Genomic DNA, 26,809 nt, shown 5'->3' with positions numbered 1-26,809 from the left:
TAGTCTGAATATGAAGAGGATTAAACAGTAATTCTAGTCTTTTTCCAGTCTGCTGCCCTTCCAAAGCACGGCGGCCGTCACAAACCCTACAATGGTCACCGAGCTTAGCGGCATCAGGATGGCGCAGACAATGGGCGCCAGGTTGGCCGTAACGGCAAAGCTCAGGCCAATGATGTTGTAGAGAAAGGATAGGATAAAGGCAATGTTAATGATGCGCATGCTGCTTTTGGCCAGCTGCATGCCGGTAAGGATCTTTTCAAAGCGCTTGGCATCCAGAATGGCATCGCAGGCAGGGGAGAAATGATACACATCATCACTAACGCTGATGCCCAGCTGGCTTTCCTTCAGGGCGCCGGCATCGTTGAGGCCATCGCCCACCATCATCACCTTTTTGCCCTGTGCCTTCAGCCGGCGAATGTACTGCAGCTTGTCCATGGGCTGCTGGTTAAAGTGCAGCGCATCAAAGGAGTTCTGCAGCACGGCGCGCTCCCGGTCATTATCGCCGCTGAGCAGGTGCAGCTCATAGCCCTGTTTGCGCAGCCTGCCCAGGAGTACATCCAAGCCCTCGCGGTACTGGCTCTGGAACTCGTAATGGCCAAGGGGCTGGCCGTTGCGGCTGATGTATACGCGGGTAGCCCGGCTGCCTTCTTCTTTAGGAAGGCCTACAAAGCTAGCCGATCCGAGCTTATATTCTTCATCGCCCACCCAGCCGCTGATGCCCCTACCCGCTTCTTCGGCATAGGCCTGCACCGGGCACAGAGGCACGGCATCACCCAGCTTCTGATAAATGCGTTGGCTCAGGGGGTGGGTAGAGGTGCGGGTTAGGGAGCGGATGGCTGATTGGGCAGCCTCATCCAGCTCCCCTACGAACGCCAGCCCTGCCCCCTTCTTGTGGGTGATGGTGCCGGTCTTGTCAAACACCAGCGTATCGGTAAGGGCCAGGTCTTCTACGGCTTCGGCATTTTTGAGGTAGAGGCCCCAGCGGCCCAGCACCCGTATGGTATTGCCAAAGGCAAAGGGAATCACCAGCGCCAGTGCACAGGGGCAGGCCACAATGAGCACCGCCGTTACGGTATTCCAGATCTCGGCCGGATTGGCCCAGTACCAGTAGGCAGCCGTAGCCAGGCTCAGCAGCAGAATAAACCAGGTAAAGCGGCTGCTCAGGCCCTGCACCAGGGCCGAGAGTTTATGGGTATTGCCCTTCTGAAACACTTCCTGGTTCCAGAGCTGGGTGAGGTAGCTGCTTTCTACCTTCTTTTTGATCTCCACCTCCAGCGTACCCCCGGTCTGGCGGCCACCGGCATAGAGCAGATCGCCACTTTGGCGGCTTTGCGGTGCCGATTCGCCCGTAACAAAGGCATAATCCACCTTACCTTCGCCCTTCATCAGAATGGCATCGGCGGGAATCAGCTCCTGGTTACGGATCAGGATGCGGTCACCCGGCTCCAGGTCTTTTAGCAGCACGGTATCTTCTTTACCCCCTTTGAGGCGGGTGGCGGCTACGGGAAAGTAGCTGTTGTAGTCCCGCTCAAAGCTCAGGGCCTCGTAGGTTTTGCTCTGGTACCATTTGCCAATGAGCAGGAAAAAGATCAGGCCGCAGAGGCTATCCATATAGCCGGCGCCGGTTACCGTCAGGATCTCCCACATGCTGCGGCCCCAGATGGTAAAGATGCCCAGCGTAATGGTCATGTCCAGGCTGATGTACTTATAGCGCAGGCCCCGCCAGGCCGAGGTGTAAAATTCGGTAGCGGAGTAAAAGACCACCGGCAGGGCCAGCAGCATGTTGAGCCAGGAGAAGAACTGCTGGTACTCGGGATCTACCAGCCCCTTGCCATCGAGGTACTCGGGCAGGCTCAGCATCATGATGTTGCCAAAGCAGAAGCCGGCAATGCCCAGCTTGAGGTAAAAGCTCCAGTCCCGCTTCTTCTTTTGTCCCTTTACACTTTCCAGGCTGATATCGGGCGCATAGCCCAGGCGGCTGAGCAATTCTACCAGCGCCCGCAGGGGGAGCTCGCCTTCGGCCCAGGTAATGCTTACCTCTTTCTTGCCGAAGTTCACCACCGAAGAGCGGATGCCGGGGCTAAGCTTGTGCAGGTTTTCCAGCAGCCAGATGCAGGAGCTGCAATGGATGGCGGGCAGGTAGAACGTTGCTTTGCTGATGCTGCCATCGGTAAAGCTTAGCAGCTTCTGGCGCACTTCTTCATGCTCCAGGTAGGCCCACTGTTCCTGCTTTTCTTCACCCCCCTTGCTGGTGCTGCGCTCGGGCAGGGAGTAAAATTCCTCCATGCCGCTTTCATGCAGCAGCTCATACACGGTCTGGCAGCCCTGGCAGCAAAAGCTGTGGCCAAAGCTCATCAGGGGGTTGATGGGTAGTTTGTCGCCACAGTGGTAACAGCTGGTGGCGCCTTTATTTTCTACAGCCAGCTTAAGGCCTTCTACCAACAGGTCTTTTTCCAACTTCTTAGGCATTTACAGCTTCTTCTTTGCGGTCGTTGGCGCCATGGGTAAATACCCGCAGGGGGGGTATGCAGCGTGGCGGCGCCATCCAGTAATTTTTTCAGGAGCGGGAGGTTTTGCGGAGAGGGGTTATTGACCACCACCAGCGAATTTTCATTCAGGCCCACGGCCGATAGCAGGGTGCGCTCCGAATTCTCGCAGATGCGGTGCAGGGCCACATTCCGGAAATGTTGCTTGAGGTATTCGATAAAGAGCTTTTCTTCCGAAGCGGTAAGCTCGTTGGTCTCTGAGTAGGTAGCCAGCACCGTTACGGGCAGCAACTGGGTAATGCCGGCCAGTACGTAAGCAAATTGCTTGATGCCGGCCATAGCCCGGGCCGAGCCATCAAAGGTAAGCACTACCTGCTCCAGATCGGCCGGATGGGGAGGCACTACCAGCACCGGGCAGTCGCAATTCTCCAGCACGCGGCTTACGGGCACCAGCTGGCCCCCACTGGTTGTGCTGGCCAGGTAGGTCTCCTGCGAAATTACCAGCAGATCGGCATAGCGGGTTTCGTGCATCAGCGCATCCAGGGTGGTGCCGCCATCCTGGTGCACCACGGCCCTGCAGCAGAGGGCTTCGCAGCGCTCGTGCAGGTAGGCATGCAGGCGCTGGCGGTCTTTGCCCACTTTTTTCTGCACGCAGGCCTGGGCACTGCCCTTGCATTTGGAATCTTCGCAGGGCTCATGCTGGGGCAGCCCCTGCAGATCGTTCAGCACGGCGCCTACCAGCAGCATCTTGGGCTGTGCCAGGTAGCGGATGGTGAAGTCTACCTCCAGCTCGCTGTATATGGTGCTACCAAAGCCTATGAGTATTTTCTTGCAGCGCATACCGTCCTAATCGTTTTGGGTGCAGGTGTTGGGAATAGAGGGATCGAAAAGCGGCCTTTGCCTGTTTATTTCTACCAGCCCGGGCAGGCAGCGTGCTGCTGATCAGGCTCCGTTTTCTCATGGTACAAAAATGGGAGCATACCAGCAGAAGGGCTATGACTGCCATCAAGGCAAAACATGATATTTGTCACTTTGGCCGGCAGCCCAGGCCAGAAGGCCAGTTGCATGGCAGCGCTTCCCCAGGCTGCTGGCCCCATCCCCCTGGCTCCCTAGAGCCGGCCTGCTTTGGCCAGTCCGCGGGCATTCTTTACCACTATCTTGCGGCCTTTGGTCTCTATGAGGTCTTCTTCCTTAAAATCGTGCAGCAGCCGGATAAGGGTTTCGGTGGCCGTGCCCACAATGTTGGCCAGGTCTTCCCGGGTCAGGTTGATCTCTACCTCCTCGCCGGGTCCGCCCTCGGTGCCATAGGTATCCTTGAGCATCAGCAGACTAATGGCCAGGCGCTCCCGCACCGACTTCTGGGCCAGGTTGGTAAGGCTGCTGGACATCAGGCCCAGCTCATGGCAGATGCTCTGCATCAGGCGCTTGTTAAAGGTGGGACTGTCCGACACCAGGTGCAAAAAATCATTTTTTGGAAGAAAGCAGATGGTGCAGTCTTCCAGCGTTTCGGCCGTTACGGTATATTCCTCCTCGCTGATCATGGCCTTATAGCCCAGGATATCGCTTTCCTTGGCAATGCGGATGATCTGCTCCTTGCCATCGGAGCCAAGCTTGTACACCTTGATTTTGCCCTCGTAAAGGCAGAAAACGCCCAGGGGGCGGGTTCCCTCATGGAAGAGCACCTGTCCTTTTTTTGTAAACCGTACAGGATTTAGCATCCGACACCTGGCTGAGCTCGTCCTGGCAAAGAACCCCAAAAAGGGAGTTCTTGCGGAACTGACAGTCCTCACAGCGGATATCCAGTGCTTTTTTTGTTGGCATAGCATCCCATATTTACGGCATCTCCTGACTACATCATGCCCTGACAATGAAGTGATTAACCCCCTTAAATCAAGACTCTTCAAAGCCTTCAGATCCCTATCCTTTTCTGCCCCTACAGGCAGAATTTTTTGTAAAGGTAGTATGCCCCCCTGCGGCCGGCAATGATCTTTTTGGCCTAAATACATGATTTATATCAGGTTTTGGAGAAGGGGAAAGAAGGGAAAATATGGCAGGTAGTCCCCCCAGTGTAAGCTGCCCTGTACAGAAGCAGCACCTTACCCGAGCAAAAGGGGGCAGGAGATTCAGGAAAGGGCAGGCTAAGCTGCAGGCACCCCTTGCTGCTACAGGGAGCGCTCCAGTTGTACCTCCATGAGGTGCAGGCCCCAGCGGTAGCGCTCCTGCCGGCGCCCGTTGGCAGAAAACTGATGATTGGCATAAAAGCTTCTGGCCCGCGCATTGGCGTCCAGCACCCACAGCACAGCCCGTTGATAGCCCCCCTCCTTCAGCTCCCCGAGTACCCGCTTCATGAGAGGCCCTGCTACCCCCCTGCCCCAGCTGGCCGGGTGCAGGTAAAAATGATAGATCTCCCCCTCTGCAGCGGAAGCCTGTTGCGCTTCTGCCGGTCCGAAGCCCGCAAAGCCCAACAGCTGCTTGTGCTGCCACAGGCCCAGGTAGTGGCGATCTGGAACGGCCAAACGCTCCTGCCAGAGTGCTTCAAAGGCAGGCAGGCTAAATTGTTGCAGGGCTTCGGCACCAAAAATAGGGCTATAGGCCTGCTGCCAGCCCAGCAGGTGCAGGGCTGCTACTGCCGGGTAATCCTGCTGCTTGAGGGGGGAGAGTATCAGGTTTTCAGGCAGGCTATTCATCGGCAGGCTTAGTCGTACATCCACTCAAACACCGAGCGATACGCGCCGATCTCCTGCACATAGTCCAAAAAGCGGCTATAGAAGGGGTTGTTGCCAAAGGTTGCGCTATCGCCCAGCACCACCAGCTTCTTTTTGGCGCGGGTAAGGGCTACGTTCATGCGGCGCACATCTGCCAGAAAGCCGATCTCTCCGCGCTCGTTGCTGCGCACCAGGCTGATGTACATAATGTCGCGCTCCTGCCCCTGAAAGGCATCTACGGTATTGATGTCCAGGTTGGGCAGCGCTTCCCGGAGCTGGGGCTGGTTGGGCAACTGCTCGGTTAACAGCTTTACCTGGGCCCGGTAGGGGGCAATGATGCCGGCTTCCAGGGCTTCCGTAACAACACCCGCAGCGTTTAGGCGCTCCAGCAGGCTGCTGAGGTGCTTGTAGAGGGCGCGGGCCTCTTCCTGATTATATAGGCTTACGGTTTCTGGATCGAGCGTTTCGGCAAAGCCACTGCCGGCCGTATCTACAAACTCCAGGGGCGCCTCATCGGGCAGCAGCTGCCAGCCGGCTACTGAAGGGGCTGCCTGCAGGCGACCGCCGTAGAACTCCCGGCTGCTAAACTCCATAATGTGCCGGTGCATGCGGTACTGCACCTCCAGCATGCGGGCAGCCCCGGTGCGGGTAATGCACTTTTCAAACAGGGTTTCGGAGAGGCCCTCCCGGGCGGCATCGTAGCTTTTGATAGTGGGGGGCAGCTGCCAGTGGTCGCCGGCAAAGATCACCCGCTCAGCCATCTGGATGGGGATCCAGCAGGCAGGTTCCAGCGCCTGCCCGGCCTCGTCGATAAAGAGGGTCTTAAAGCGCATCTCCTGCAGCAGGGGGTGGCCATTGGCGCCTACCAGCGTGGCGCAGAACACCTGCGTTTTTTCGAAGATGTCGTACATCAGGTAATACTCCAGCTGCTCGGCCTGGGCCTTTAGGCTGGAAGATTCGCGCAGGAGCATTTTGCGCTGCTCCCGCTCCGAGCGGCCAAAGCTGCGCTTGTACTTAAAGGCCATGTTGCGCATCTCTTCGGCCTTTTTGCGCAGGCGCTTCAGTTCTTTATAGCTGGGGTGGCTGGCCATGCGGCCATCGACGGTATAGGGCAGGTTGTCTTCGTTTACCCGGGCGGGGTGGCCCATGCGCAGCACGCTCAGCTCCTGCTCGCTGAGCTTATCGGCCAGCAGGTCTACGGCGGCATTGCTGGGGGCGCACACCAGCACCTGTCCCTCCTGCTGCACCACCTGGCGGATCACCTGCACCAGGGTGGTGGTTTTGCCGGTGCCGGGAGGCCCGTGGATGATGGCCACATCTTTGGCTGCCAGGGCATGGCGCAGCGCTTCAACCTGGGGCTCGTTTAGCGTCAGGCCCTCAGGAGCAGGGGGCAGGGGGTTAAAGGAAGGTTTGTGATGGCCCAGCAGGGTATCGCGCAACTCCAGGGTACGGCCTTTGGCCAATAGAATGCTCTGCATGGCGGCATCCATGGCCTTGTAGCTGGCCTCGTCAAAGAGCAGGTCAATGCCCAGCTTGCCATCGTAGAGCCAGTCGGGCAGGTCATCCCCATTGAGGGTAAAGCGCATGCGGTTGCCCTTTACCCAGTTCACCACGGCCGCCGCCCTACTATTGCTGTCATCATTTACAAAGAGGCTGATAGCCTTGCCGGCTGTAAAGACATGGGGTTCGTTAGGCCTGCCAATGCGCTCAACGTCCATTACATAGCGCTCGCCGGTGCTGATCTTGTGGCTAAGCAGCTCAATGGGGTACCAGCACACCCCTTCCTTGCGGCGGTCTTCCAGCGAGGTGTTGAGTACCTTATTGCGGTAGTACTCAAATTCGGCTTTTTTTTCCTGCTTCAGCAGCTGGCGGGTAAGCTCCAGTTCATCGTCGGGCCGGGGTAGGGGTTTGTGCGTAGCCAATCGTATGGGGGTTGATATGCAAGAATAACACGTTTGGGCGAAAAAGGTAACGCCCGCCAGCAGATAATTGCACCCCAGCCAGGGGAGCTTTAGCGGGAAATACCCCAGCAAAGTCCGCCGCTTATGTAGCCCCGATCTCCCTGGGCCGATAGCCTGAGGGCTGCCGATGCATCCAGTTGCAGGTTATGAAGCAGCAGGTAGGCAAGTCCGCTGCCCGCCGACAGCACCCCCTCCTGGTTCGCTTCTTTTTCACCAAACAGCTCGGCATAGACCCCAAGTTTGTCGGTGAGCTCGTAGGTAAGCGCCACAGCAGCCGGCTGCCTGTTTCCAGCTGTACCATACCACTGGGCACTACATAGGCCGATATGGTACGGTCGGGCCGGTCGCTGATCAGTTCAGGGGGTCTTCCCGTCTGTTTTGCTGGGCATTACCTGCAAGGGGCAGAAGAAAAAGCAGGGCCAGAATAAGACGATGCATGCAAAAAAAGGGTTAGAGTAGGCAGGATATTCCACTAGGCTGTGTCTGACGAATACCCTTTGGCCCAAAAAAGCAAATTATTTACTTAAGGCAGCAGGTCTTTTTTTCACCGTAGCTGCGGCTATGCCTCAAAAAAGAACCTTTGCCTTAAGCAAAAATTTATCTTTTTTAGACTCAAAAGCATTCATCAGACACAGCCTAGCATAAAGTGCTAGTTGTTCTGATTGTTTGCTTATTTCGTCTGCTGGTGGCAGGCTGTGCAGTCCCAGGGCCCTGCCCCCTTGCGCTGGCCCTACCTGCCTATTTACCCTGATTGTATGAATTTTCTAGCCCATGTATACCTATCCGGCACTGAGCAGCCTGCCCTGCTTACGGGGAATTTTATTGGTGATTTTGTGAAGGGAAAAGAGCTGGAGCAGTACCCTGCTGGCATGCAACAGGGCATACGCCTGCACCGGGCTATTGATAGCTATACCGATAGCCACCCGCTGGTGGTGCAGGGCAAAAAAAGACTGTTTCCCAAGTACCGCCACTACGGACGGGTGCTGGTAGATCTTTATTATGATCATCTGCTGGCCGCCAATTTTGAGCGGTATGCCAACCAGCCCCTGCTTCCCTATACCCTATGGGTGTACGAGCTCCTGCAGCAGCAGCGCCCCCAGATTCCCGCCTCGGCCTACCCCCTGCTGGATCATATGCAGGCGGGCAACTGGCTCTACCACTACCGTAGCCTGGAAGGGATTGGGCAGGCCTGTAAGGGCATGGCCCGCCGCACCCGCTTTCGCTCGGGCATGGAAGAAGGGGCCCTGGACCTGGAGCGGCAGTATGCGCTTTTTGAGCAGGAGTTTTTTCAATTTTTTGATGAGCTGAGAGCCTTTGTAGAGGACTGGCTCCGGCAGGATGGAGTAGCCCCTCTCTAATGGCCCGGCTCCCAGATTAGGCGGGTAAACATGCTAAAGCGCTGGTTTTCCCGGTATACCGGTATACCGCCCACAATGCCCAGCATAAAATGCTTGTTGATCTCCAGGCGCATCTGCGGACGAATGATCATGTCGAAATCGTGCTTGTGAAACTCCTTATTCACCTCAATGCCCACAAAGTTGCGCGTGCCTGTAATCATGTAGTGGACGTTGCTGTGCAGCTCGTAGCGGCTCTCCCAGCCGTTGGAGCGGAACGACTGCTCAATGGCCGGTCCGGTATAAAGCAGGGTGTGAAAGTTATTGCCCCAGCGTTTGGCCGCCACAAAGAAGGGGTTGTACACATTGCCTTTGAAGACAGGATTGCCAAAGCTCCCAAAGTCAGAAAACTCCAGCTCGTTGATGTAGCCAAGCGCCAGGGAGGTGCTGTTTTTTTCCGACACCAAAAACGACCATTGCAGGGCGGTTTTTAAGCTTTCCATGCTGCTGGAAGGCCTTTTCTCTCCATTGTAGCTCCGGCTGTTGGCGCCAATGATGCTAAACGGCACCTCTATTTCCAGGCCCAGTCGGTTTATGGGCGCCCATTCGTATTCGATGAGCATTTCATAGACATCATACGTAAGATTATCGGTAATGCCCATGCCAAGGTTCCATTCCTTTTCGCCCTTCCGGGCCCCTAAATCGCGGATCAGGTCAATGTAAAGGGGTTCGGCATGCAGCACCTTTGAGGGCTGCTTTTTTTCTTCTATTTCCTGGATGTACTTTTCATCCAGCTGCTGATTGGTAAGGGCGGTAGTATCAGGGGTTTGGCTGTAGAGGGGGAGAATACTTCCAATAAATAAAAAAATGAGTACACAACTTCTGATCATCTTGGTGGCTACGCTTGAACGTGTATTTTAGTGAGAGATGGGAATTGCCTGCAGGCACTGCCCCGGAATGGCGCAAATTTACAAAATGGCGCTGCAGGCCGACAGCCAGAATTCTTAATTTTCAGTTAAAATATGCTGTAGGATCAGCTGAAATTCTGAGGACCCCTCCAGAAACAGCAAGAGCACTGAGCGGGGCTTTTTCTCCCCCCTCAGTGCTCCTGTAGTAAATGGCATGGGCTTATTCCTCGCCCATTTCCAGCAGTTGTTTCTGGTGTTGCTTCAGTACTTCTTCTTTGCGAAGAATTACGGCTTCCAGGTCTTTTACCTTTTTGCGGGCTTCGGTGATGCGCTCCCGCTGGCGGGTTACCTCTTCGGTGCTGATGCTTTTGTCTTTCTGACGCTGCCTGATGCGCTCTTCGGCTTCCCGAATTTTGGCTTCAGATTCCTGAGCGGCCTTGCGGGAAGCGGTAATTTCTTCTTCCTGCTTGCGGATATCTTCTCTTAGCTGGGCCCGGGCCTCGGCAGAGCGGGTCTGGCCAAACTCCCGGCCGCTGGTTTCACCTTTGTCCCGGCCATAGGCATGTCCTCTGCCGGGATGATCTTCCCGGTCTCTGCCTTTGCCCTTATCTTTCTCCTTGTCTTTGCCTTTCTCTTTATCTTTCTCCTGCTCCTGCTCTTTGGCCTCTTTGCGGCTCTCAGGGCGTGGGGCAGGCGCCGGGGCTGGCTTAGTAGTAGTAGTAGTAGTAGTAGTAGTAGTAGTAGTAGGGGTGGTTTTGTCTGCTTTAGGGGCAGGCTTGCCCGCCGTAGGGCTTTCTTTTTCCTTTGGGGCCGGAGCTGCAGGCTGCTCGGCTTCTCGGGTTTTTTCTACTTCGGCACGTTTGCGTTTCAGTTCATCTGCCGGGCTGCTGGTCTGTGCCTGGGCAAAGGTGCCCTGCAGCATAAGGCCGGAGAATAGCAGGGCGGGGAGTAGGATACACTTTTTCATACGGGTCATATCTGGGGAGTAGGGATTAAATTCCGTCTAGCAGGCTATCGATCTCCTGCGTGGTTTTAAGGGTGGTTGCTTCCAGGCTCTGGGGAGCTGATGCTGCCTGCTCCAGGCTATCGGCCGGCAGCTGGGCCTCAGGGGCGGGGCTGGCAGGGGTGGTGCTTTCTTTTGGTTCGCCGGCACAGGCCGTACACAAGGCTGCCAGTACAAGCAGCGAGAGGAGGTTTTTCATAGGAACTGGTTTGTTGATTAGCTCTGGGTTCGGTTGATTCTCTAATGCGATTATGCGATAGCGGGGCAGCTGTGGCATCAGGACCTGGCAGGCTGCAGGGCCGCTAGTACTTCCTGCAGCAGCAGCTGGGGTGCCAGCTGCTCTATGGGGTGCCCCTGCCCCTGCAACAGCCGAAAGCTGGCATTGGGCAGCTGGCTGGCGGCCTGCCGGCTTTCGGCTTCGCTCACCATGCGATCTTCGGAGCCCAGCAGAATGGTGGTGGGCAGGCCGATCTCGCCCAGCTCTTTTTCGGTAAGCAAAGGGGTATGCCCCAGGGCAAGCAGCAGCTGAGCGGTTCGCTCCATGACCAGCTTCCAGTCATGGGGATGGTGGCGGCGGGCCAGGGCCAGGGCAAACTGGGGCAGTTTTGCTTCAAGCGCCTCGGGCTGCAGCCGTTTGCTTTCCTGCAGCGCAGCCTCTGGCGACCAGGCAAATTTGGTGCCGTATGTAAGAATATGGGTGAAATACTGTTTTGGTTGGCGGGCCAGCCACAGCGCCACATAGCCTCCCATGCTGTAGCCAAAGACCGGCATCGGGGGCAGGGCCTGGGCCTCCAGCCAGGCGGCCAGTTCCCGGCCAAAGCCAGAAATGGTAAAGGGCTTGCCAATATCGCCCATGCCCCCATGGCCCGAAAAGGTGAAGCTGTGCACCCGGAAGTGCTGCTCCAGCGCATCGGCATGGGCCTGTAGCTGAACCGCACTACCCAGGGCACCATGCAGCAGCAGTATGGCAGGTTTTTGGCTCATGTTTATTAGTGGCTTCCGCTAGTGGCCCGCTCAGGCATGATTGCCAGGGGGGAGCTAGCCTGTCAAATGTGGACAAAAGCAGCCAAAAAACCAAAAGGCCGGACGAGCCGGCCTTTTAGATGCATGTAAGGATGGATGTGCTACAGGAGCCTTACCCCGGCAATTTTATAGGGGGCCGCAGGCTGAAAGTAGATGTCCAGCACCTTATTCTGCTCGGCATCGCTATCGAGCAGTTCTATGCGGTACTCATGCTGCAGGCTGCTAACGCTGCCGATCTGGCTGTGGCGGATGTGCTGCTGCAGCTGCCGGAGCAGGGCCTTGTGGTCATTCTGAGGCACCTGTACCAGAAAATCCGGATCGTAGTGTTCCTCCAGAAACGGCTGCAGCTGCTCGTCATCATCAGCCATCAGGGCATCCAGCATGGCCTGTGCCCGGTAGCCCTGAGGGGTATCGGGCAGGCGCAGCAAGGGGCGCTCGTCTTCAAGCGCAGTATTCACCATGGGTTCCATTCCGGGGGGTTCTGCCCCGCTATCGTCCACCATGCGCACCAGCTCCAGTTCCTCGTCTGCCTCCAGTGCGGGGGGATCGCCCCCCTGAACACTACAGGACGCCAGGGTGAGCATGGCTAGTCCATATACCAGTATAGGTAATTTCATATACTCTATCTCCAATTTGTTAACCAGCTCTATATACTGCTCGTTGGGCGATAGAGTTGCGTTTATCAGCACTTCCTTTTTTGAGCTAACTCGCTATCAATCAAAAACTTTGGCCAGTCAGCAGCCGCTTTAGCATGGAGATTTGTCCGTTGTGCCACATCTGATGGTGGGTGCACCAGACCAGCACCTCGCGCTTGGTAGTGGCCAGGGGGTGCCGCACGGCCACCGGCTCATTGAGCTGGGCGGGCTGCATGGCCTGCAGCGTTTCGCTTACGGCGTCGGCTCCGGCCTGCAGGGCTTGCAGCAGCAGGGCTTTGCCCGGCTTCTGCGCAAGGCCCTCTTCGGGCTGGGTACCCCGGCGGTAGTACTCAATGTACTCGGCCAGGGGGTACTGCGCCTTCAGGCCCTCCCGCTTACCCCCGGTGCACACCAGGGCCTGAAAGTAGAGGCTGGTGAGGATATGCCCCACCTGCCAGTTGATGTTGGTCCCCAGCCCCTGGGGCGAGGGGGTCCAGTGGGCTTCGTCCAGCTCCTGCACCAGGCGCAGGGTCCAGGCATGGGCCAGCTCAAATTGGGTCTGCAACAATGCCAGCTCACTCATAGGCTTACTTTACGGTTAGGGTGGTTTCAGCCTTTTTGCCTCCCTGGCTCAGGCGCACGGTATACGCATCCTTGGGCAGGTAGCCGCCGTCCACCGCCTTGTTTTTGCGTCCCGGCAGGCCGTTGCGGTTTTGCTTCAGATTCCAGCGCCACTGGCCAAAGCCCTTATCGCCGCTGAGGGTAGTGGTATAGAGCAGCCCCCCCTCTTTAGAGAGCACCTCCAGCTGGGCAGTGCCCGCCTGGGGCAGGTGGTAGAGCAGGCTGGTGCGGGGCTCGCTTAGGGGTGAATAGGGGTACTGCTTCTGCCCCCAGCGCTCGGAATAGCGCAGGCTGGGCTCACCCACCAGCAGCAGCTGATCCTGCGGGCCGGCTGCCAGCGTTTGCAGCGGTTTTACATCCATAATGTATACACTGCGGCCGTGGGTGGCCAGCACCAGCTCATTTTCGCGCGGATGCACGATCAGATCGTAGGTAGCCACATTGGGTAGCTCATTGATGGGCTGCCAGATGCGGCCGCCCTCCAGGCTCAGGTAAGCGCCATGATCGGTACCGGCATAGAGCAGCTGGGGCTGCACAGGATCTTCAAGCACAATGTTGACAGCCTCTTCGGGCAGGTTGCCCTTGATGGACTGCCAGGTCTTTCCAAAATCATCAGAGCGGTAGAGGTAGGCCCGGAAATCATCGAAGCGGTAGCCGGTAAGGGTGGCATACACCCTGCCCTCCTGGTGGCGGGAAGCCTGCAGGCTGCTGATCCATAGATTCTGGGGCAGGCCGGCCCCTATCAGTTCCCAGCTGGCGCCTCCGTTGCGGCTCAGTTGTATATTGCCATCATCGGTGCCTACGTACAGCAGCCCAAAGCGCAGGGGGCTCTCGCTGATGCTCACAATAGTGCTGAAGGGTACGTTGCCCTGGGGCAGATTTTTGGTAAGGTCGGGGCTGATGGGCTCCCAGCTTTCTCCTCCATTCAGCGTACGGTACACCCGCTGGGCCCCCATGTAGAGAATATCGGCATTGTGGGAGCTCATCACCAGCGGGCTGCGCCAGTTAAAGCGCAGAGAAGCCTCGCCGATATCGGCCCGGGGGCTAATGTAGGTTTGCTTCTTTTTGTCCAGCTCCAGCCTAAAGTAGTTGCCAAACTGGTAGCCGGTGTACACCAGATTGCTGTTGCGCGGATCTACCTGCACAAACATGCCATCGCCGCCCATCAGGTGCTCCCAGTCTTCGGTCTGGTTGGGAATGCTCTGGCTGCTGCCCTTCAGCACCCCATTGTCCTGCAGGCCGCCGTACACATTATAGGGAGTTTCCATATCGACCGCCACGGTATAGAACTGGCCGGTGCTCATGTTATTGACATGCCGCCAGTGGGCGCCGCCATCGTAGCTGATGTAGAGGCCGCCATCGTTGCCCAGCATCAGGTGCTCGGGGTCCTGCGGGTTGATCCACAGGGCCTGATGGTCCACATGCACATTGCCGGTAGAATCTACCCGGTACCAGCTGCGGCCGCCATCGTTACTGCTCAGCATGGGTACGCCCAGGATGTAGAGCTTATCGGGATTGGTGGGGGCGGTACGGATCTCGCCAAAGTAGTAGCCATAGGTAAAGTATACTCCCTCCAGGGGGTAGCTATTCTGCTTCTGCCAGCTGGCGCCGGCATCGTTGGAGCGGTACACCTCGGCGCCGCTTACTTTAGTATTGAACAGGGCCTGGTTGGCATCGCCCAAATACTCGGCCAGGGCGCGGGGCTCGTACTTCCCATCCCGCACCTCCTGCTTTACACGCTCGGGGGTATACTTTTCGGGAAAGCGGTTGTCTTTCAGGAATTGCTGCAGCTGCTCGTTGGGCAGGGCCAGCAGCTGCTCCTGGCTCATGCTCAGAAAGCTGGCTGCAGTCAGTTTTCCCTTTTCGGCCTTTAGTTCTTCTTTGGTTTCTTCCAGATTGTCCAGCAGGGCATAGAGGGTGTTGGGCTGAGAGGGGGCCACGCTAAGGCCAATGCGGCCTACCCCCTGTCCTGCGGGGAATCCCCCTTCCAGTTTTTTCCAGCTGGTACCGCCATCGGTACTCTTGTACATAGCACTGTTGGCGCCGCTGCCCTTGAAGTTCCAGCTCAGGCGGGTACGCTCCCAGGCAGCGGCATACAGCACATTAGGGTTGGCGGGATCAATCTCCAGGTCGATAATACCGGTGCTGTCGTTGATATACAGGGTTTTCTGCCAGTTTTTTCCACCATCGGTACTTTTGTAGACCCCTCTGTCGGCATTGTTGGTATAGAGGGCGCCCATGGCTGCTACCCATACCGTTTGGGGCTGTTGAGGGTGTACCACAATGCGGCTGATGTGCTGGGTGCCCTCCAGGCCCAGGTGCTGCCAGCTGGCGCCGGCATCGGTGCTTTTGTACACCCCGGCGCCGGCATAGCTGCTGCGGCTGCTGTTCTTTTCGCCGGTGCCTACATAGAGTATGCTCTCATCCGAGGGAGCCAGGGCAATATCGCCAATGCCCAGGGCGCCCTGATTATCAAAAATGGGCACAAAGGTATCGCCGGCATTTTCGGTCTTGAATACGCCCCCTGAGGCATAGGCCACATAAAAGGTTTTGGGATTGGCCGCCACGGCCAGATCGGTAATGCGGGCTCCCTGCACCACAGGGCCAATGCTGCGCAGGGCGTAGTTGCGAAGAATGGAGGTTTGCTGCAGGGCGCTCTTTTGCTGCCAGGAGGCGCGGATATCCTGCGGGCTGCTGGGGGCAGAGGGCTGCAGGGGCTGCTGGGCCAGAGCAGTGGCTCCGGCAAGTAGTAGACTCAGGAACAGGAATGATTTTTTCATAGAAAGGCAGATTGGCACCAAAATAACGCCTTTTGCTAAATATTACCTGAGCCGGAAGCTACTTTTCCGGTAGAAAGGCATCCCCAGGGAGGCACAGGAGCGAAGTAAGAGATGGAAAAAAAATGAAAAAACGGCTCCCCTGAATCTCCCTTAAGTATTGCTTTAAGTAGGGGGCATAAGCTCCTGACTGTGGGGCATTATTCAGAACTTATAGACAGACCGTATCCTGGAATAAGACTATACTACCCCCATAACACAGCATAAGCAAGGCCTTTTGGGCAGGTTACCTTTCTATTCTGTGCTGGTATTAAGCTGTATGCAGACGAAATATTTTACAGTATCTTGCACGCATAATCCAAAATATTCGCCTAATATTGCATGTAAGTTTTCTCCAGCGGTAGCAACTAATACCTCTACCGTTCGTATATAAAACTCAACTCTTTAAACCAAAGCCATCATGTTTATTACGCAAATACTTCTGCTGGCCGTTATCCTGATGATCGCTTTTGGCGCTGGCCGCATGCTGTTTTGGGTGCTGTTCATGAAAGATGCCCCCAGTCTTGAGGAGCAGGATAGCCACCTGGGGTACAACAGCCAGCTCTAACCCCTGTAGGGGTACCCTTGCCGGGCATTTTCTTCAGCCATCCCTTTGCCCAGCCTGCCGCAGCAGAAACCCTGTTCCCTGCTGTCCGCTGCCCAACATCCCCCTCAGTTCCATCCCTGTGCTGATCATCACTCGGCAGGGGTTACTTCCTTACTAGTTTTTACAGCCGGAACAGCCAAGCGGTGTACAATGCCCGGGCCAGCCCCCGGATCTCTTCTTTTTTCCATCCGTCTCTGCGTACACTGAAGCAAGCCAGACGCCTCCCGGGGGCGCAGCCCTGTCGGCTATCCCCTCAGCCCTGTCGGGCAATACTCCTTTTACTGATCATCAGCCTCGGGCCTATCCTGGCGGGGCCTATCCTGGCGGGGCACTTCGCGGATCTCATCATCGGCCGGAAAGCCCTGAAGGCGGTTTAGGGCAGCAGGATCGAAGCGGCCCTCCCGCCAGTCCCGGATAAAGGAGCGCCAGCGTTCCGGGTGCAAAAAGTTATTGGGGGCGCCACGCTCGGGCAGCACATACAGTTGCTGGTAGCGCATATAATCATCGATATACTCCTGCATGCGGGTTGGGTCATTGGTGAGGCGCTGCAGCTGCAGGTCAAGGTTGGTGGTGCGCTCGGTCAGCCCGTCGGCAGGATCGAGCTGCAGGAGCGCCTGCTCAAACTGCTGCTGGCTGGGAAAGCTAAAGATGGTAACGGGCTCCATTACGTGCTCCCGCTGCAGCACCTGCACAAAAGCAAAGCTGGAGCCCTGCAGGTTCTGGGGCAGCACATAAAAGGCCGGCTGGTGGGTCATGTGCTGGATAAGCAGCGTATCACCGGGCTGGGCCCGCATCTGAAAAAGCCCCTCTTCATCGGCCTGCAGATCCAGGCCCGAGTTGGTGTTTTTTACAGTTGCGCCGCCAAGGGGCTTGAGGCTATCGGCATCCATGATGGCCCCGTTAATATACAGGGCAGCTCCCTGCTGCTGCTGGGCCAGGGCTGGTGCCGCCACCAGCAGCGCCAGTATATACACAAAAAAAGCTGTTTTTCGAATGAAGGTATCCATGACTAAAAATTGGTGTACCTATATATTCGAAAAACAGCTCCATTAAGTTGTTACCTGCGCAGCGCATACGATCAGCTGCAGCGGCCCAGGCCGGGCTGCTCAGGCTGGGCTCAACGAGAGGATGAGTATGCTCAGCCCCCCGCACTCCTCCTGATCAGCGGTGCGCCCAGTTGTAGGTGTCCAGGGTGCTAAGGGCCGCCTGCAGCAGGTCTATGCAGGCGGCAATGTCTTCCTTATGCGCCATTTCAATTACCTGGTGCAGGTGGCGGGTGGGTACCGAGATGGCCCCGGCTATGGAGCCCCGCTTGCCCATACGCTGCAGGCCGGCTGTATCGGTGCCGCCGGCGGTCAGGATTTCGGGCTGCCACTTGATGTTGCTCTTTTCGGCCGTGGTCTGCAGAAAGTCTACCATGCGCGGATCGCAGATGGTAGAGCCATCCATGATCTTAACGGCAGCGCCCTTGCCCAGCTCGGTGATCTTCTCATGGGTAGGGGCTCCGGGTACATCAAAGGCAATGGTAGTATCCAGACCCAGGCCAAAATCGGGGTCGATCTGGTGGGCAGCCACATTGGCGCCCCGCAGGCCAACCTCTTCCTGTACGGTAAAGGCAGCGTACACATCATAAGGCGGGTTTTTGAGACGGCGCATCACCTCCAGCAGAATAAAGACCGATACACGGTTGTCCAGCGATTTGCCGTTTACACAATCACCTATGTCTATAAGATCCCGCTCCCGGGTGATGGGGTCGCCCACGCGCACCCATTTTTGAACCTCTTCCTTGGACAGGCCCAGGTCGATGAAGTAGTCGGTGGTTTTTGGCAGCTTCTGGCGCTCTTCAGGCGACAGCACATGGATGGGCTTGCTGCCCATGACACCCAGCAGGTCTTTTTTGCCATGGATGATCACCCGCTGGGCGGTAAGCGTTTTGGGATCAAAGCCCCCAAGGGTATGGAAGCGCACAAAGCCGGCATCGTCAATGTGGGTGACCACAAAAGCAATCTCGTCCATGTGGGCGGCCACCATTACTTTTTTACCTTCGGGATTGTTCACACCCTTTTTCATGGCAAGTACGGTGCCCATGTTGTCTATGCGTACTTCGTCGGCCAGGCCCTCCAGTTCGCTCATCACCAGGCGGCGAATGGGGCCCTCATAGCCGGGTGCGCCCGGTGCTTTGCAGATACGGGCCAGTAATTCTGTATTAATGCTCATAAGTAGGATATCTGTAAAAAAGAAGGACCGAAGCGGTGGCTGCTTCGGTCCTTTAAAGGTACAATAATTATTGCTTAAGGATGGCATTTCGGTGCACAACCCCCTGCTGAAAATCGCCCTGATCATTGAAGTAAGTAAAGACGATGTACTGGTGTTTGCTCCAGTTGGTATCGGTTTTATCTTCAAACTCCTGCCGGTAGCCTGCCACTATGTAGGTCTTATCCGGGTTTCCGCCCACAAACACAATGCGCTGGCCCAGCTCAAGATGCGGCTCGGGCTGTTGCTCCTGTGTGGATGAATTACAGGCGGCAACTAGCAACAGGCTTAGAAGGCAATACAGGAAGTATTTCATAATTTCTATAAATGATACCGCAAGGTACACATTGCAGAAATGCTGTCAAATTCTGGCTGGCGGCAAGCCAGCAGGCTGCATGTAATAAATATGGGGCAGACGAGCCAGTTTGTAATGTTAGCAGCACAGATAGGGACTTTGCTGCGTACCCGGAGTGGGTGCAGCCAGCTGCCGGGCTGCCGCTGCGGGGCAGCACAAATAGGGGGAAAGCTATATCGGTCCGGAAACTTGGTATTGGCCCAATTTTTTGGTAAATTTCTGATTAAACCAAAAACTGCGCTTCATGGGCAAAACAACCGGGTTACATCCGGCCATTTTCTGCATCCGGCGGCCGGGAATTTTACAGCAATTAAAATAGTATGGGCAAATCGCAAGAGACGTTTAGTAAGAAAGAAAAAGAAAAGAACCGACAAAAGAAGAAGAAAGAAAAGGAGCTGAAAAAGGAAGAGCGCAAGGCCAATGCCGGCAGCAGCAAAAGCTTTGACGACATGATTGCCTATGTAGATGAAAACGGCAATTTTTCTTCAACTCCCCCCGATCCCACACAGAAAAAGGTTATCAAGCAGGAAAACATTTCCATCAGCACCCCCAAGCAGGAGGCGCCTTCACCTGAAGACCTGATCCGTACCGGTATTGTAACTTTCTTTAACGAATCGAAGAGTTATGGCTTTATTCGGGACCAGCAAACGCAGGAGAGCATCTTTGTACATGCCAATGGCCTGCTGGAACCCATAAAGGAAAACAATAAGGTATCGTTTGAAGTAGAAATGGGGCACAAAGGCCCTGTAGCGGTTAACGTTAAGACGGTCAAATAAGCGCCCGTTCTCTTTCAGGTAACGCTAGTAACAGCCTCTGCTGTGCTGTAGGGGACCAGTAGGCGCCAGTGCGCCTCAGTCCATTTTTTCCCGCAGCCACGCTGGCCTGTTGGTGGTAATAGCACGCACCCCCTTTTCCGCAGCCTGGCGGCTTTGCCCGGATCATCCACTGTATAAACCCACACCTCCAGCCCGGCCTCCTGCATGCGCTGCATAAATGCCTTGGTTGCAAGCTTGTAGTGGACATCCAGCCCTTTCAGCCCTTTCTCCTGTGCAAATGCTACGGCCTCTGCCAGACGATGCTGCCGGTAGTTGTGCAACAACCAATAGGCCGGAATAGCAGGCAGCAGTTCCCTTGCCCCCGCTATGGCCTCCCGGCTAAAACTGATCAGCACCAGGCGGTCCTGTATACCGCTGTGCTGTAGGGTTTCCACCAGGTAGGGCAGGATCTCGGGACCTGTCTTTAGCTCTATGACCAGCTGGCGACCCTCGGGCACTTCGGCCAGCACCTCTTCCAGCAGGGGAATTTTCTCGCCCCTGTACTGCTCGGCTTTCCAGCTTCCTACCTCCAGCTGCTGCAGATTGGCGTAGTCGGTTTCCCGGATCAGGAGTTTCTTCCCCCCTGCCGTGCGGCGGGTGTCGGCATCGTGATGCACCACCAGGCGCCCATCCCGGCTCAGGTGTACATCAATCTCCACAGCATCTGCGCCCAACTCGTACCCCAGCCTGACGGCGGCCAGCGTATTTTCCGGCGCCAGGTAGGAAGCGCCCCTGTGGGCAATGATGAGCTGAGCGGCCAGGGACATAGGCAGTAGTAATAACAGTACAAGCAGCGGGGCTTTTATAGTGCAGGTGGTTATTCTTCATCTCCAGTGCAAAGACAGCAACCCCCCCCATCAGACCATTTCCCTGGGGCATGTGGATCTGCCTTGTAAGGATAAGCACCCTCAGGGGGGCTATGTTTTCCATTGTGCGGGCAAATTACTACTTTAGCAGCCATAGGCAATGGTGTCTGCCTTGAACCGCCTGGATACAGCTCAGGATGATGGCGCCTGCTCCCAGCCCTTGCCGGGCATGCGATGCCCGGCATGCGCCTGCTTAACGCCCTGTATCCATGAAAAAACTTCGCACGTACTTCCGTTCTGTAGAGCAGCTGCCCGCCCTGCTGTTTACCCTTAAATGGCTTGCCATAGCCGGCCTCATTGGCATTACGGTAGGCTCTGCCTCTGCCCTTTTCCTGCTGTTGCTGCAGGGGGTCACCGACTACCGGGAGGCCCAGCCCTGGATCATTGCCCTGCTGCCCCTGGCCGGCCTGCTCATTGGGCTCTCCTACCACTACCTGGGGCAGGAGGTGGTTGGGGGCAATAACCAGATCATCGACGAAATCCTGATCCCCCAGAATATTATCAGCCTGCGCATGACCCCTCTGGTACTGGGGGCACCCTGCTTACCCACCTCTTTGGCGGCTCGGCCGGGCGCGAGGGCACGGCCGTGCAAATGGGCAGCTCCATTGCCGACCAGTTTACCCGCTTGTTTGGCTTTAAGGTGCGGGATCGCCGCATTCTGCTCATCATGGGCATCAGCGCGGGCTTTGCCTCGGTCTTTGGTACTCCCCTGGCCGGAGCGGTCTTTGCCCTGGAAGTACTGGTGCTGGGCCGCATGCGGTACGAGGCCCTGTTGCCCAGCTTTCTGGCTGCCGTGCTGGCCGACTGGATGTGCCATGCCGTATGGGGGTAGGCCATAGTGTGTACCACATCCCGCTGGTTCCGGCCATGACTCCCCTTACGCTACTCTGGGCCCTGATTGCCGGCCTGATCTTTGGGCTGGCCGGCATGTTCTTTGCCAAAGCCACGCACTTCTGGGGCCAGCTGTTTACCCGCCTGATTGCCTGGGCTCCGCTGCGGCCGGTGCTGGGTGGGGCGGTCATTGCCCTGTCCGTCTGGGCGCTGGGCACTACCCGCTATAGTGGGCTGGGCCTTCCCACCATTGCTGCGGCTTTTCAGGAAGAGCTGCCGTTCTACGACTTTGCCGCTAAGATCCTCTATACTTCCTTTACACTGGGAGCCGGCTTTAAAGGGGGCGAGGTAACCCCCCTCTTTTTTACGGGCGCCACCCTGGGCAATGCCCTTTCGGGGGTGATTCCGCTGCCCCTTGCGCTGCTGGCGGGCATGGGCTTTGTAGGCGTTTTCTCCGGCGCCACCAACACCCCCCTGGCCTGTACCTTTATGGGCATTGAACTGTTTGGCCTTGAGCCCGGGCTGTACATAGCAGTTGCCTGCGTAAGCGCCTATCTCTTTTCGGGACATTCGGGCATCTACGGATCACAGGTGGTGGGTACACCCAAGCACCTGCTGTTTGGGCTGGAAAAGGGTAAAAAACTGGTGGATATCGGGCAGCTGCGCAGGAAGAACCGGCAGGGTACCGACAGCCCTCCTAAGCCCATGTAGGCTAGTGCGTTAGGGCTTAAAAATAATTTTGCTTCTTTTGGAATAAGCAGGCTTAAATAGCTGTTACTTTGTAGCATGAGAAGTTTCTCCCGGCTACATGTGCTGCTGCTCTCGCTGCTACTCTCCCTTGCGGGGCTGGGCCGGGATGCGCATGCCCTGCTGGTGGCCCCGGCCGATACGGCTCTGGAAGACAGCCTCTCCGGCGAACTACAGATAAAACGGCTGGCCGATTCCTTTGGCCTGCACCAGCAGAGCGAACAGGCCGTTAGCCCCCTGCAACACCTGCCGGCTCCTGCCTCCAAACTTCAGTCCGCGGGTTTTGGCGGCTGGATGGCCGCCCTGGAGCACCGCCTGCATGCGCTTGGCTCAGCCTACTTGGCCCAGGCGGCAGGCATACGCCCGGGCCTGGACCGCAGTACCCTTATCTTCCCCTTTCACTACTTCTGGTAGATTCTTGGTGTGTGTATGAGGCTCCCCTGAGCCGCTTCTCCCCCTCGTGGCCGATGTGTTCCATCTGCCGGCAGGCATCTGTGTATGTCTGTGGGGAACCTACTACTATCTAAAAAAACAAATACCACCATGGATCTGACAACCACCTTTATAGGATTGGGTCTGGTAGTACTTTCTGCCCTTCCCTTCATCTACTTTTACTATGCCGGACAGGCAAAAACCAAGGCTTTTATAGCCGACTTTATGGCCCTGGCCAGGCAACAATCCGCCACCATCAGCCAGTATGAGGTATGGGGCTATTATACCGCACTGGGCATTGACGCCCGCACCAACCAGCTGTTTTACTACAGAAAGCGAGAGGGCAGGGAGAAGAAAAGCCTGATCAATCTTTCTGAGGTAGAAAAATGCCGGGTAGTGATCAGCAAAAAAGCCCTTAATGAAGACCAGGTCATTGACCGCATTGAGCTGGCCCTGAGCCTGCGCAACGGCCGGCAGGCCGATGAAACCCTGCTTTTCTACAGCCGGGAGGATTCCATGAGCCTGAGCGATGAGCTGATGCTGGTAGAAAAATGGAAAGTGCTCATCAGTGCCCAGCTGGACAGCCGGCGCAAGCTGGCTGCCGCCAGCTAAGCGCCAGCATACCCCCTCAGGCCCTGTGGATACCCTTCCACAGGGCTTTTTTATGCTAAAGCAAGCATTGCTGCTGCCCCTGCAACAGCCAAACGCCCCTTCTCTATTTGCTACACCTGCCGTGCAATTTTCAAAACGAGCCCGCAACCAAATGAGTAACAGGTAGTTTATCCTCTATACCAATTATTCACTAACTGTTTTTTTAAGTATGAAAAAGACCACACTCCATACCCCCCGGAAGCCCGTAACGCTCGGCAGCCTGCTGGCAGCGGGCCTGTTACTTTTTGGCCTTGCTGCCTGCAATCAGGAGGGCGAAACGCGTGATACAACCACAACCGATCCGGGCTATACGCAGGATCAGGGAACTACTACCCTGCCGGACAACCAGCCGGTTACCAATACCGATGCAGAAACCTTTAGCCAGTATGACCGCAATACCGACCAGCAGTGGGACAGAGAGGAGTTTAATACCCAAATGAGCGAATCTGCAGCCTTTGATGAATGGGATACCGACAGAAACGGCAGCCTCAATGAGGAGGAGTATACCTCGGGCGTACGCAGCTGGCAAGACCGTACTGCAGGCAGCCAGGGCAGCTCCAGCAACACGGACAACACATCTGGCACTACCAGCCGCCCTGCCGGCACAGCGGCTTCTCCATCTGCCAGCATGGGGACCTTTAGCGACTGGGACCGAGACCGCAACGGCACCATTGACCGGGACGAGTTTAACCAGGGCACCTTTGATGCCTGGGATACCAACCGCAACGGCAGCCTGGACAATGATGAGTACAGCAGAGGAATGGGCAGAGGAATCCGGAGCGGTACCGGAGTAGAAACTGGCACAGGCACGGGTAGCGGCACTTCTGGCAACGGAAGCGATGCAGGCACCCGCACTGGCACTTCCGGCACCGGAAGCGGCGCTTCCGGTACAGGCAGCGGCGCAGGTACAGGCTCAGATGATGGTGGTATACAATAAGAAGACCCCCTACCCCAAAAAGACCTCCGGGAGCCCCCCCGCCATCGGAGGTCTTTTGCCGCGCATTTAGCGGGTGATGGCCAGGCGTCAGGGAAAACGCATAGGGGTACCCCCCCTGGCCTATATCCCAATTTTTACTGAAACATTATTTTTACCAATACACACTACCTATGAGCACATTAGGGATATCTAAAGACACCCAATACAAAGCACTGGATAAGTTAACCACAATAGGCGTAGCCGTAGGCACCCGCAGTTTACTAAAGAAAGGATGGGAGACCCTCTATCATGATGCACCGCCGGAAAATCCCAATGATCCGGGAGTAATCTGGAGAGAAGCCTTTATGTGGGGCGCTGCCGTAGGCCTTGGCGTAGGACTCAGCAAGGTGATGATGAAAATTGTGCTGGATAAATCCTGGCACAAATACGTTGGCGCCAAGCCGGCTGATGAATAAGCCCAAGGTGCCAGCCCACTACTGTGCGCCCGGAGCACTTCAGCAAAATGCCTGTCCTATTGCAATTTGATCCACTAGCATACGTCAGCAACAGCCTTGGAAGCCAATCTAAGGCTGTTTTTTTGCTTGTCTGGACGTGCACCTACTCTAAAGAATACCTGCTGCTGCTGCTGGCGTATACCTTGCGTGCTTTGTTATAGGGGCAGCTGGCTTTTCCTGTAATGCTGACAAAAGCCGGGATGGTGACAATTTCTTAAAACTGGCGTTACATACACATCTTATTGCAGGCCTACATTTAATGATAGAAGCTCCCATTGGCTTTATCAACGAAGGGGTATGCAATTTCTTCCGACGCTTAGCAGGCAGTCTACGTCTACCATCCATCCCCAGTACTACTGGCAGGCTGTATATAGGAACGGTCAGCAGCTTTTCAGGCTGTACCAGGAAGAGCAGCCGGTAGCCAGCCTTAGCCTGCCTGAACCCGGGCAGGATGAGGCAGCGCTGGTAACGCTTGGAAAGAGCCGCCTTGTTTTTAAAGATAACAGCTCCTTTTTTGGCGGCCAGTTGCTGTTGCTGAACAAGGCTTCCGGAGAACGCCTGGCCCGAATCGAAAAGAGGGGCTACCGGCCCGGCGAAGGCACCATCCGGCTGCAGGAACATACCCTTGGCTGGAAGCTTACCCATCACCTGAACCAACGGCTGCAGTGCCTCGACCAAAGCCGCACGGGCCTTTTCAGTTACCAGTACTCTCACAGCATGGTGCGCCTGCTGATTACCAAATCGGGCCGGGCGCACCCCCAGCTACCCCTGCTGCTCTGCATTGGGCTGTACCTGCTGCCCCTCTGGCACCAGCAGGAGCCACGGCAGCCAGCCTGAGCCGGAATAGCCAGAAGGGGGCAGGCCTCAGAGCGGTTCTGCTGCAAACCGCTTTGCCACCTGCAGCACCTGCGCTATCACATTTCGGATAACCGAGCTGCTATCTTCCTTTCGCCAGACGGCATAGAGGCTCACCTGCTGGGGCAGCTTAATGAAGCGCAGCTGGGGCCAGATGCCATAGGCGTAGGAACTGGGAAGCACCGTAACCCCCAGCCCCCTGGCTACCAGACTCAGGATCATGGAGCCGAAGTCACTCTCTATGTACACATTTGGCGAAAAGTGCGCCTCCTGAAAAAGCTGCCGCAGGCTACTGACATAAAAGGTGGTATGGTGCAGGCCCGATAAAATAAAGCGCTCGTCTTTGACATCCTGCAGCCCCCTGAACGCTTCTTCGGTCAGCCAGTGACCCTGGGGCACCACCAACGAAAAGGGCTCGGAATAGAGGCAGATGGACTGCAGGGCTGGATTAATGGCCGGATCCCGCCGAAAGGCAAGATCCATCTGGTAGCTAAGCAGCAGCTGCTCAAAGCTGATATCGGTGGGCTCTACCAGCTCTACCCGAAGCTCTGGCAGTGCCTGCGCAATGCTGCTGATGAGCTCCGGCAGAAACCCCCAGGCAATAGAACCCGGGTAGCCAATGGTAAGCGAGCCCTGCTCCCCCTGGTGTATTTTGCGGGCCTGCCGGTGCAGGCGGCTGATCTCATCCAACAGCGGCAGCCAGCGGTCCCGCAAAAAGAGGCCGGCTTCCGTAAGCTGTACCTTGCGCTTGCTACGCTCAAAGAGCTGTACCCCCAGCTCCTCTTCCAGTGCTTTGATCTGCCGGCTCAGGGCCGATTGGGTGATGAACATTTTCTCGGCCGTATGCCAGAAATGCAGCTCCTCTGCCAGTGCCAGAAAATAGGATATTTGCTTAAGCTCCATGCACACTAATCTGTTTTTCGCATTAGTTAAGCTAATATTAGCATTTTTTAGCCCATTTTCATCAACGTACTTTGCATTCCTATACCCCTTAGAGAGAGAAATGGACCGTATGAGAACCTATATCTGGGAAGGCATTGGCTGGATAGGCGCCCTTTTTTCACTACTGGCTTTTAGCCTCAATAGTCTGAATGTGATCGGCAGCCAGTCTGTCCAGTACCTGGGCATGAACATCATTGGCTGCTTTTGTCTGATACTATATGCTGTTTTTAAAAAGGCCCATGCCAGCTGGGTGCTCAACAGTATTTTTTTGCTCATGGCCGTAGTAGCCCTGCTCAAGGCGAATGGTTACTTCTGAGCTCTTTCAACGGCTTGTTTTAACATGAGTTATCCCGAATTTTTAAAATGGCTAAAACGGTTTCAGATTGATGTTTTATTAGCCTGAAAGCACAAAAAATCGCCGTCATACTAAGTTAGCGGAGAGATCTTGGAGAAGACAGTTCATAAAAAGTTAACTTACCAAGATTCCTCTCTTTGGCGGGGCGCGCTGCCTCGGGATGACCGCCACCTTACT

The 26,809-nt window shown here is 56.1% G+C and carries 29 protein-coding genes and 1 riboswitch; of the genes, 11 read left to right on the top strand and 18 right to left on the bottom strand.

Annotation, left to right across the window (positions count from 1 at the left end; all coding sequences use genetic code 11):
- Positions 1 to 33 precede the first annotated feature (33 nt).
- From ADICEAN_RS02050 to ADICEAN_RS02025, 6 genes are all read right to left on the bottom strand, one after another.
- Positions 34 to 2,469 carry a heavy metal translocating P-type ATPase gene (locus tag ADICEAN_RS02050; protein WP_009193845.1) on the bottom strand — a complete coding sequence of 812 codons (2,436 nt, stop codon included), beginning with the start codon at positions 2,467 to 2,469 and terminating at the stop codon, positions 34 to 36.
- The gene (locus ADICEAN_RS22230; protein ID WP_009193844.1) at positions 2,436 to 3,326 is read right to left on the bottom strand and encodes a hypothetical protein; all 891 of its coding nucleotides are present in this window, start codon (positions 3,324 to 3,326) and stop codon (positions 2,436 to 2,438) included. Before ADICEAN_RS22230 ends, ADICEAN_RS02050 begins: the two co-directional genes overlap by 34 nt.
- Positions 3,327 to 3,595: 269 nt before the next feature.
- Complete coding sequence (locus ADICEAN_RS02040) at positions 3,596 to 4,204, bottom strand: Crp/Fnr family transcriptional regulator (RefSeq protein WP_009193843.1); 609 nt, start codon at positions 4,202 to 4,204, stop codon at positions 3,596 to 3,598.
- Between the two features lie 444 nt (positions 4,205 to 4,648).
- Complete coding sequence (locus tag ADICEAN_RS20835; protein WP_009193842.1) at positions 4,649 to 5,173, bottom strand: GNAT family N-acetyltransferase; 525 nt, start codon at positions 5,171 to 5,173, stop codon at positions 4,649 to 4,651.
- An 8-nt stretch (positions 5,174 to 5,181) separates the two neighbouring features.
- Positions 5,182 to 7,113, bottom strand: coding sequence for an AAA domain-containing protein (locus tag ADICEAN_RS02030; RefSeq protein ID WP_009193841.1), 1,932 nt, complete (start codon positions 7,111 to 7,113; stop codon positions 5,182 to 5,184).
- An 89-nt stretch (positions 7,114 to 7,202) separates the two neighbouring features.
- Entirely contained in the window at positions 7,203 to 7,478 is a 276-nt protein-coding gene (locus tag ADICEAN_RS02025) for a transporter (RefSeq protein ID WP_152426273.1), read from the bottom strand.
- A gap of 429 nt (positions 7,479 to 7,907) precedes the next feature.
- On the opposite strand from ADICEAN_RS02025, the gene ADICEAN_RS02020 reads away from it, so the two are divergent.
- Positions 7,908 to 8,510 carry an acyl carrier protein phosphodiesterase gene (locus ADICEAN_RS02020; RefSeq protein ID WP_009193839.1) on the top strand — a complete coding sequence of 201 codons (603 nt, stop codon included), beginning with the start codon at positions 7,908 to 7,910 and terminating at the stop codon, positions 8,508 to 8,510.
- Here the strand turns inward: ADICEAN_RS02020 and ADICEAN_RS02015 are convergent.
- The 7 genes from ADICEAN_RS02015 to ADICEAN_RS01985 all read right to left on the bottom strand — a co-directional run bounded on the left by ADICEAN_RS02015 (position 8,507) and on the right by ADICEAN_RS01985 (position 15,456).
- Complete coding sequence (locus ADICEAN_RS02015; RefSeq protein WP_009193838.1) at positions 8,507 to 9,376, bottom strand: HAEPLYID family protein; 870 nt, start codon at positions 9,374 to 9,376, stop codon at positions 8,507 to 8,509. The genes ADICEAN_RS02020 and ADICEAN_RS02015 overlap by 4 nt on opposite strands.
- A gap of 238 nt (positions 9,377 to 9,614) precedes the next feature.
- Positions 9,615 to 10,361, bottom strand: a complete 747-nt coding sequence (locus ADICEAN_RS02010) for a hypothetical protein (RefSeq protein WP_040395978.1) — start codon at positions 10,359 to 10,361, stop codon at positions 9,615 to 9,617.
- 25 nt (positions 10,362 to 10,386) lie between these two features.
- Entirely contained in the window at positions 10,387 to 10,596 is a 210-nt protein-coding gene (locus ADICEAN_RS02005) for a hypothetical protein (protein ID WP_009193836.1), read from the bottom strand.
- Between the two features lie 77 nt (positions 10,597 to 10,673).
- A complete protein-coding gene (locus ADICEAN_RS02000; protein WP_009193835.1) occupies positions 10,674 to 11,381 on the bottom strand; it encodes an alpha/beta fold hydrolase in 708 nt (235 codons plus the stop codon).
- A gap of 140 nt (positions 11,382 to 11,521) precedes the next feature.
- Positions 11,522 to 12,037, bottom strand: a complete 516-nt coding sequence (locus tag ADICEAN_RS01995) for a hypothetical protein (protein ID WP_040395975.1) — start codon at positions 12,035 to 12,037, stop codon at positions 11,522 to 11,524.
- A gap of 100 nt (positions 12,038 to 12,137) precedes the next feature.
- Positions 12,138 to 12,638, bottom strand: a complete 501-nt coding sequence (locus tag ADICEAN_RS01990; RefSeq protein ID WP_009193833.1) for a DinB family protein — start codon at positions 12,636 to 12,638, stop codon at positions 12,138 to 12,140.
- A 4-nt stretch (positions 12,639 to 12,642) separates the two neighbouring features.
- Positions 12,643 to 15,456, bottom strand: coding sequence for a WD40/YVTN/BNR-like repeat-containing protein (locus ADICEAN_RS01985; RefSeq protein WP_009193832.1), 2,814 nt, complete (start codon positions 15,454 to 15,456; stop codon positions 12,643 to 12,645).
- Positions 15,457 to 15,913: 457 nt separating this feature from the next.
- Here ADICEAN_RS01985 and ADICEAN_RS22885 point away from each other — a divergent pair, with 457 nt between their 5' ends.
- Positions 15,914 to 16,060: a hypothetical protein gene (locus tag ADICEAN_RS22885; protein WP_009193831.1), complete on the top strand. Its 147-nt coding sequence runs from the start codon at positions 15,914 to 15,916 to the stop codon at positions 16,058 to 16,060.
- A 317-nt stretch (positions 16,061 to 16,377) separates the two neighbouring features.
- On the opposite strand, the gene ADICEAN_RS01980 is transcribed toward ADICEAN_RS22885, so the two are convergent.
- The 3 genes from ADICEAN_RS01980 to ADICEAN_RS01970 form a co-directional block, all read right to left on the bottom strand.
- Positions 16,378 to 17,106, bottom strand: a complete 729-nt coding sequence (locus ADICEAN_RS01980; RefSeq protein WP_009193830.1) for a peptidase associated/transthyretin-like domain-containing protein — start codon at positions 17,104 to 17,106, stop codon at positions 16,378 to 16,380.
- A 154-nt stretch (positions 17,107 to 17,260) separates the two neighbouring features.
- On the bottom strand, positions 17,261 to 18,316 hold the full coding sequence (locus ADICEAN_RS01975; RefSeq protein WP_009193829.1) for a M42 family metallopeptidase: 1,056 nt from the start codon (positions 18,314 to 18,316) through the stop codon (positions 17,261 to 17,263).
- Positions 18,317 to 18,383: 67 nt separating this feature from the next.
- Positions 18,384 to 18,668 (bottom strand): hypothetical protein, encoded by a 285-nt coding sequence (locus tag ADICEAN_RS01970; protein ID WP_009193828.1) that lies wholly within the window; start codon positions 18,666 to 18,668, stop codon positions 18,384 to 18,386.
- Between the two features lie 359 nt (positions 18,669 to 19,027).
- Between ADICEAN_RS01970 and ADICEAN_RS01965 the strand changes: the two genes are divergently transcribed.
- The gene (locus ADICEAN_RS01965) at positions 19,028 to 19,483 is read left to right on the top strand and encodes a cold-shock protein (RefSeq protein ID WP_009193827.1); all 456 of its coding nucleotides are present in this window, start codon (positions 19,028 to 19,030) and stop codon (positions 19,481 to 19,483) included.
- Between the two features lie 14 nt (positions 19,484 to 19,497).
- Here the strand turns inward: ADICEAN_RS01965 and ADICEAN_RS01960 are convergent, their stop codons facing one another.
- Entirely contained in the window at positions 19,498 to 20,289 is a 792-nt protein-coding gene (locus tag ADICEAN_RS01960) for a glycerophosphodiester phosphodiesterase (protein WP_009193826.1), read from the bottom strand.
- Positions 20,290 to 20,475: 186 nt separating this feature from the next.
- Positions 20,476 to 20,545, top strand: a riboswitch (Fluoride riboswitch).
- Between the two features lie 429 nt (positions 20,546 to 20,974).
- Between ADICEAN_RS01960 and ADICEAN_RS23675 the strand changes: the two genes are divergently transcribed.
- The 7 genes from ADICEAN_RS23675 (at position 20,975) to ADICEAN_RS01930 (ending at position 25,317) form a co-directional block, all read left to right on the top strand.
- Positions 20,975 to 21,220 (top strand): chloride channel protein, encoded by a 246-nt coding sequence (locus ADICEAN_RS23675; protein WP_316928498.1) that lies wholly within the window; start codon positions 20,975 to 20,977, stop codon positions 21,218 to 21,220.
- On the top strand, positions 21,211 to 21,930 hold the full coding sequence (locus tag ADICEAN_RS23670; RefSeq protein ID WP_009193823.1) for a chloride channel protein: 720 nt from the start codon (positions 21,211 to 21,213) through the stop codon (positions 21,928 to 21,930). Before ADICEAN_RS23675 ends, ADICEAN_RS23670 begins: the two co-directional genes overlap by 10 nt.
- 75 nt (positions 21,931 to 22,005) lie before the next feature.
- Complete coding sequence (locus ADICEAN_RS01950; RefSeq protein WP_009193822.1) at positions 22,006 to 22,380, top strand: hypothetical protein; 375 nt, start codon at positions 22,006 to 22,008, stop codon at positions 22,378 to 22,380.
- Positions 22,381 to 22,509: 129 nt separating this feature from the next.
- A complete protein-coding gene (locus ADICEAN_RS01945; RefSeq protein ID WP_009193821.1) occupies positions 22,510 to 23,010 on the top strand; it encodes a hypothetical protein in 501 nt (166 codons plus the stop codon).
- 208 nt (positions 23,011 to 23,218) lie between these two features.
- Positions 23,219 to 23,986, top strand: a complete 768-nt coding sequence (locus ADICEAN_RS01940) for an EF-hand domain-containing protein (RefSeq protein ID WP_009193820.1) — start codon at positions 23,219 to 23,221, stop codon at positions 23,984 to 23,986.
- 170 nt (positions 23,987 to 24,156) lie between these two features.
- On the top strand, positions 24,157 to 24,441 hold the full coding sequence (locus ADICEAN_RS01935) for a DUF4235 domain-containing protein (protein ID WP_009193819.1): 285 nt from the start codon (positions 24,157 to 24,159) through the stop codon (positions 24,439 to 24,441).
- A gap of 336 nt (positions 24,442 to 24,777) precedes the next feature.
- Complete coding sequence (locus ADICEAN_RS01930; protein WP_009193818.1) at positions 24,778 to 25,317, top strand: hypothetical protein; 540 nt, start codon at positions 24,778 to 24,780, stop codon at positions 25,315 to 25,317.
- A 27-nt stretch (positions 25,318 to 25,344) separates the two neighbouring features.
- Here ADICEAN_RS01930 and ADICEAN_RS01925 read toward each other — a convergent pair whose 3' ends face one another.
- Complete coding sequence (locus ADICEAN_RS01925) at positions 25,345 to 26,238, bottom strand: LysR family transcriptional regulator (RefSeq protein ID WP_009193817.1); 894 nt, start codon at positions 26,236 to 26,238, stop codon at positions 25,345 to 25,347.
- A 109-nt stretch (positions 26,239 to 26,347) separates the two neighbouring features.
- Here ADICEAN_RS01925 and ADICEAN_RS01920 point away from each other — a divergent pair, with 109 nt between their 5' ends.
- Positions 26,348 to 26,593 carry a CBU_0592 family membrane protein gene (locus ADICEAN_RS01920; protein ID WP_236612851.1) on the top strand — a complete coding sequence of 82 codons (246 nt, stop codon included), beginning with the start codon at positions 26,348 to 26,350 and terminating at the stop codon, positions 26,591 to 26,593.
- Positions 26,594 to 26,809 lie beyond the last annotated feature (216 nt).

It is taken from the genome of Cesiribacter andamanensis AMV16 (genome assembly GCF_000348925.1).
Classification (GTDB): domain Bacteria; phylum Bacteroidota; class Bacteroidia; order Cytophagales; family Cyclobacteriaceae; genus Cesiribacter; species Cesiribacter andamanensis.
The sequence above is the reverse complement of the archived record's forward strand: the minus strand, read 5'-3'. Positions and strand labels throughout refer to the sequence as shown.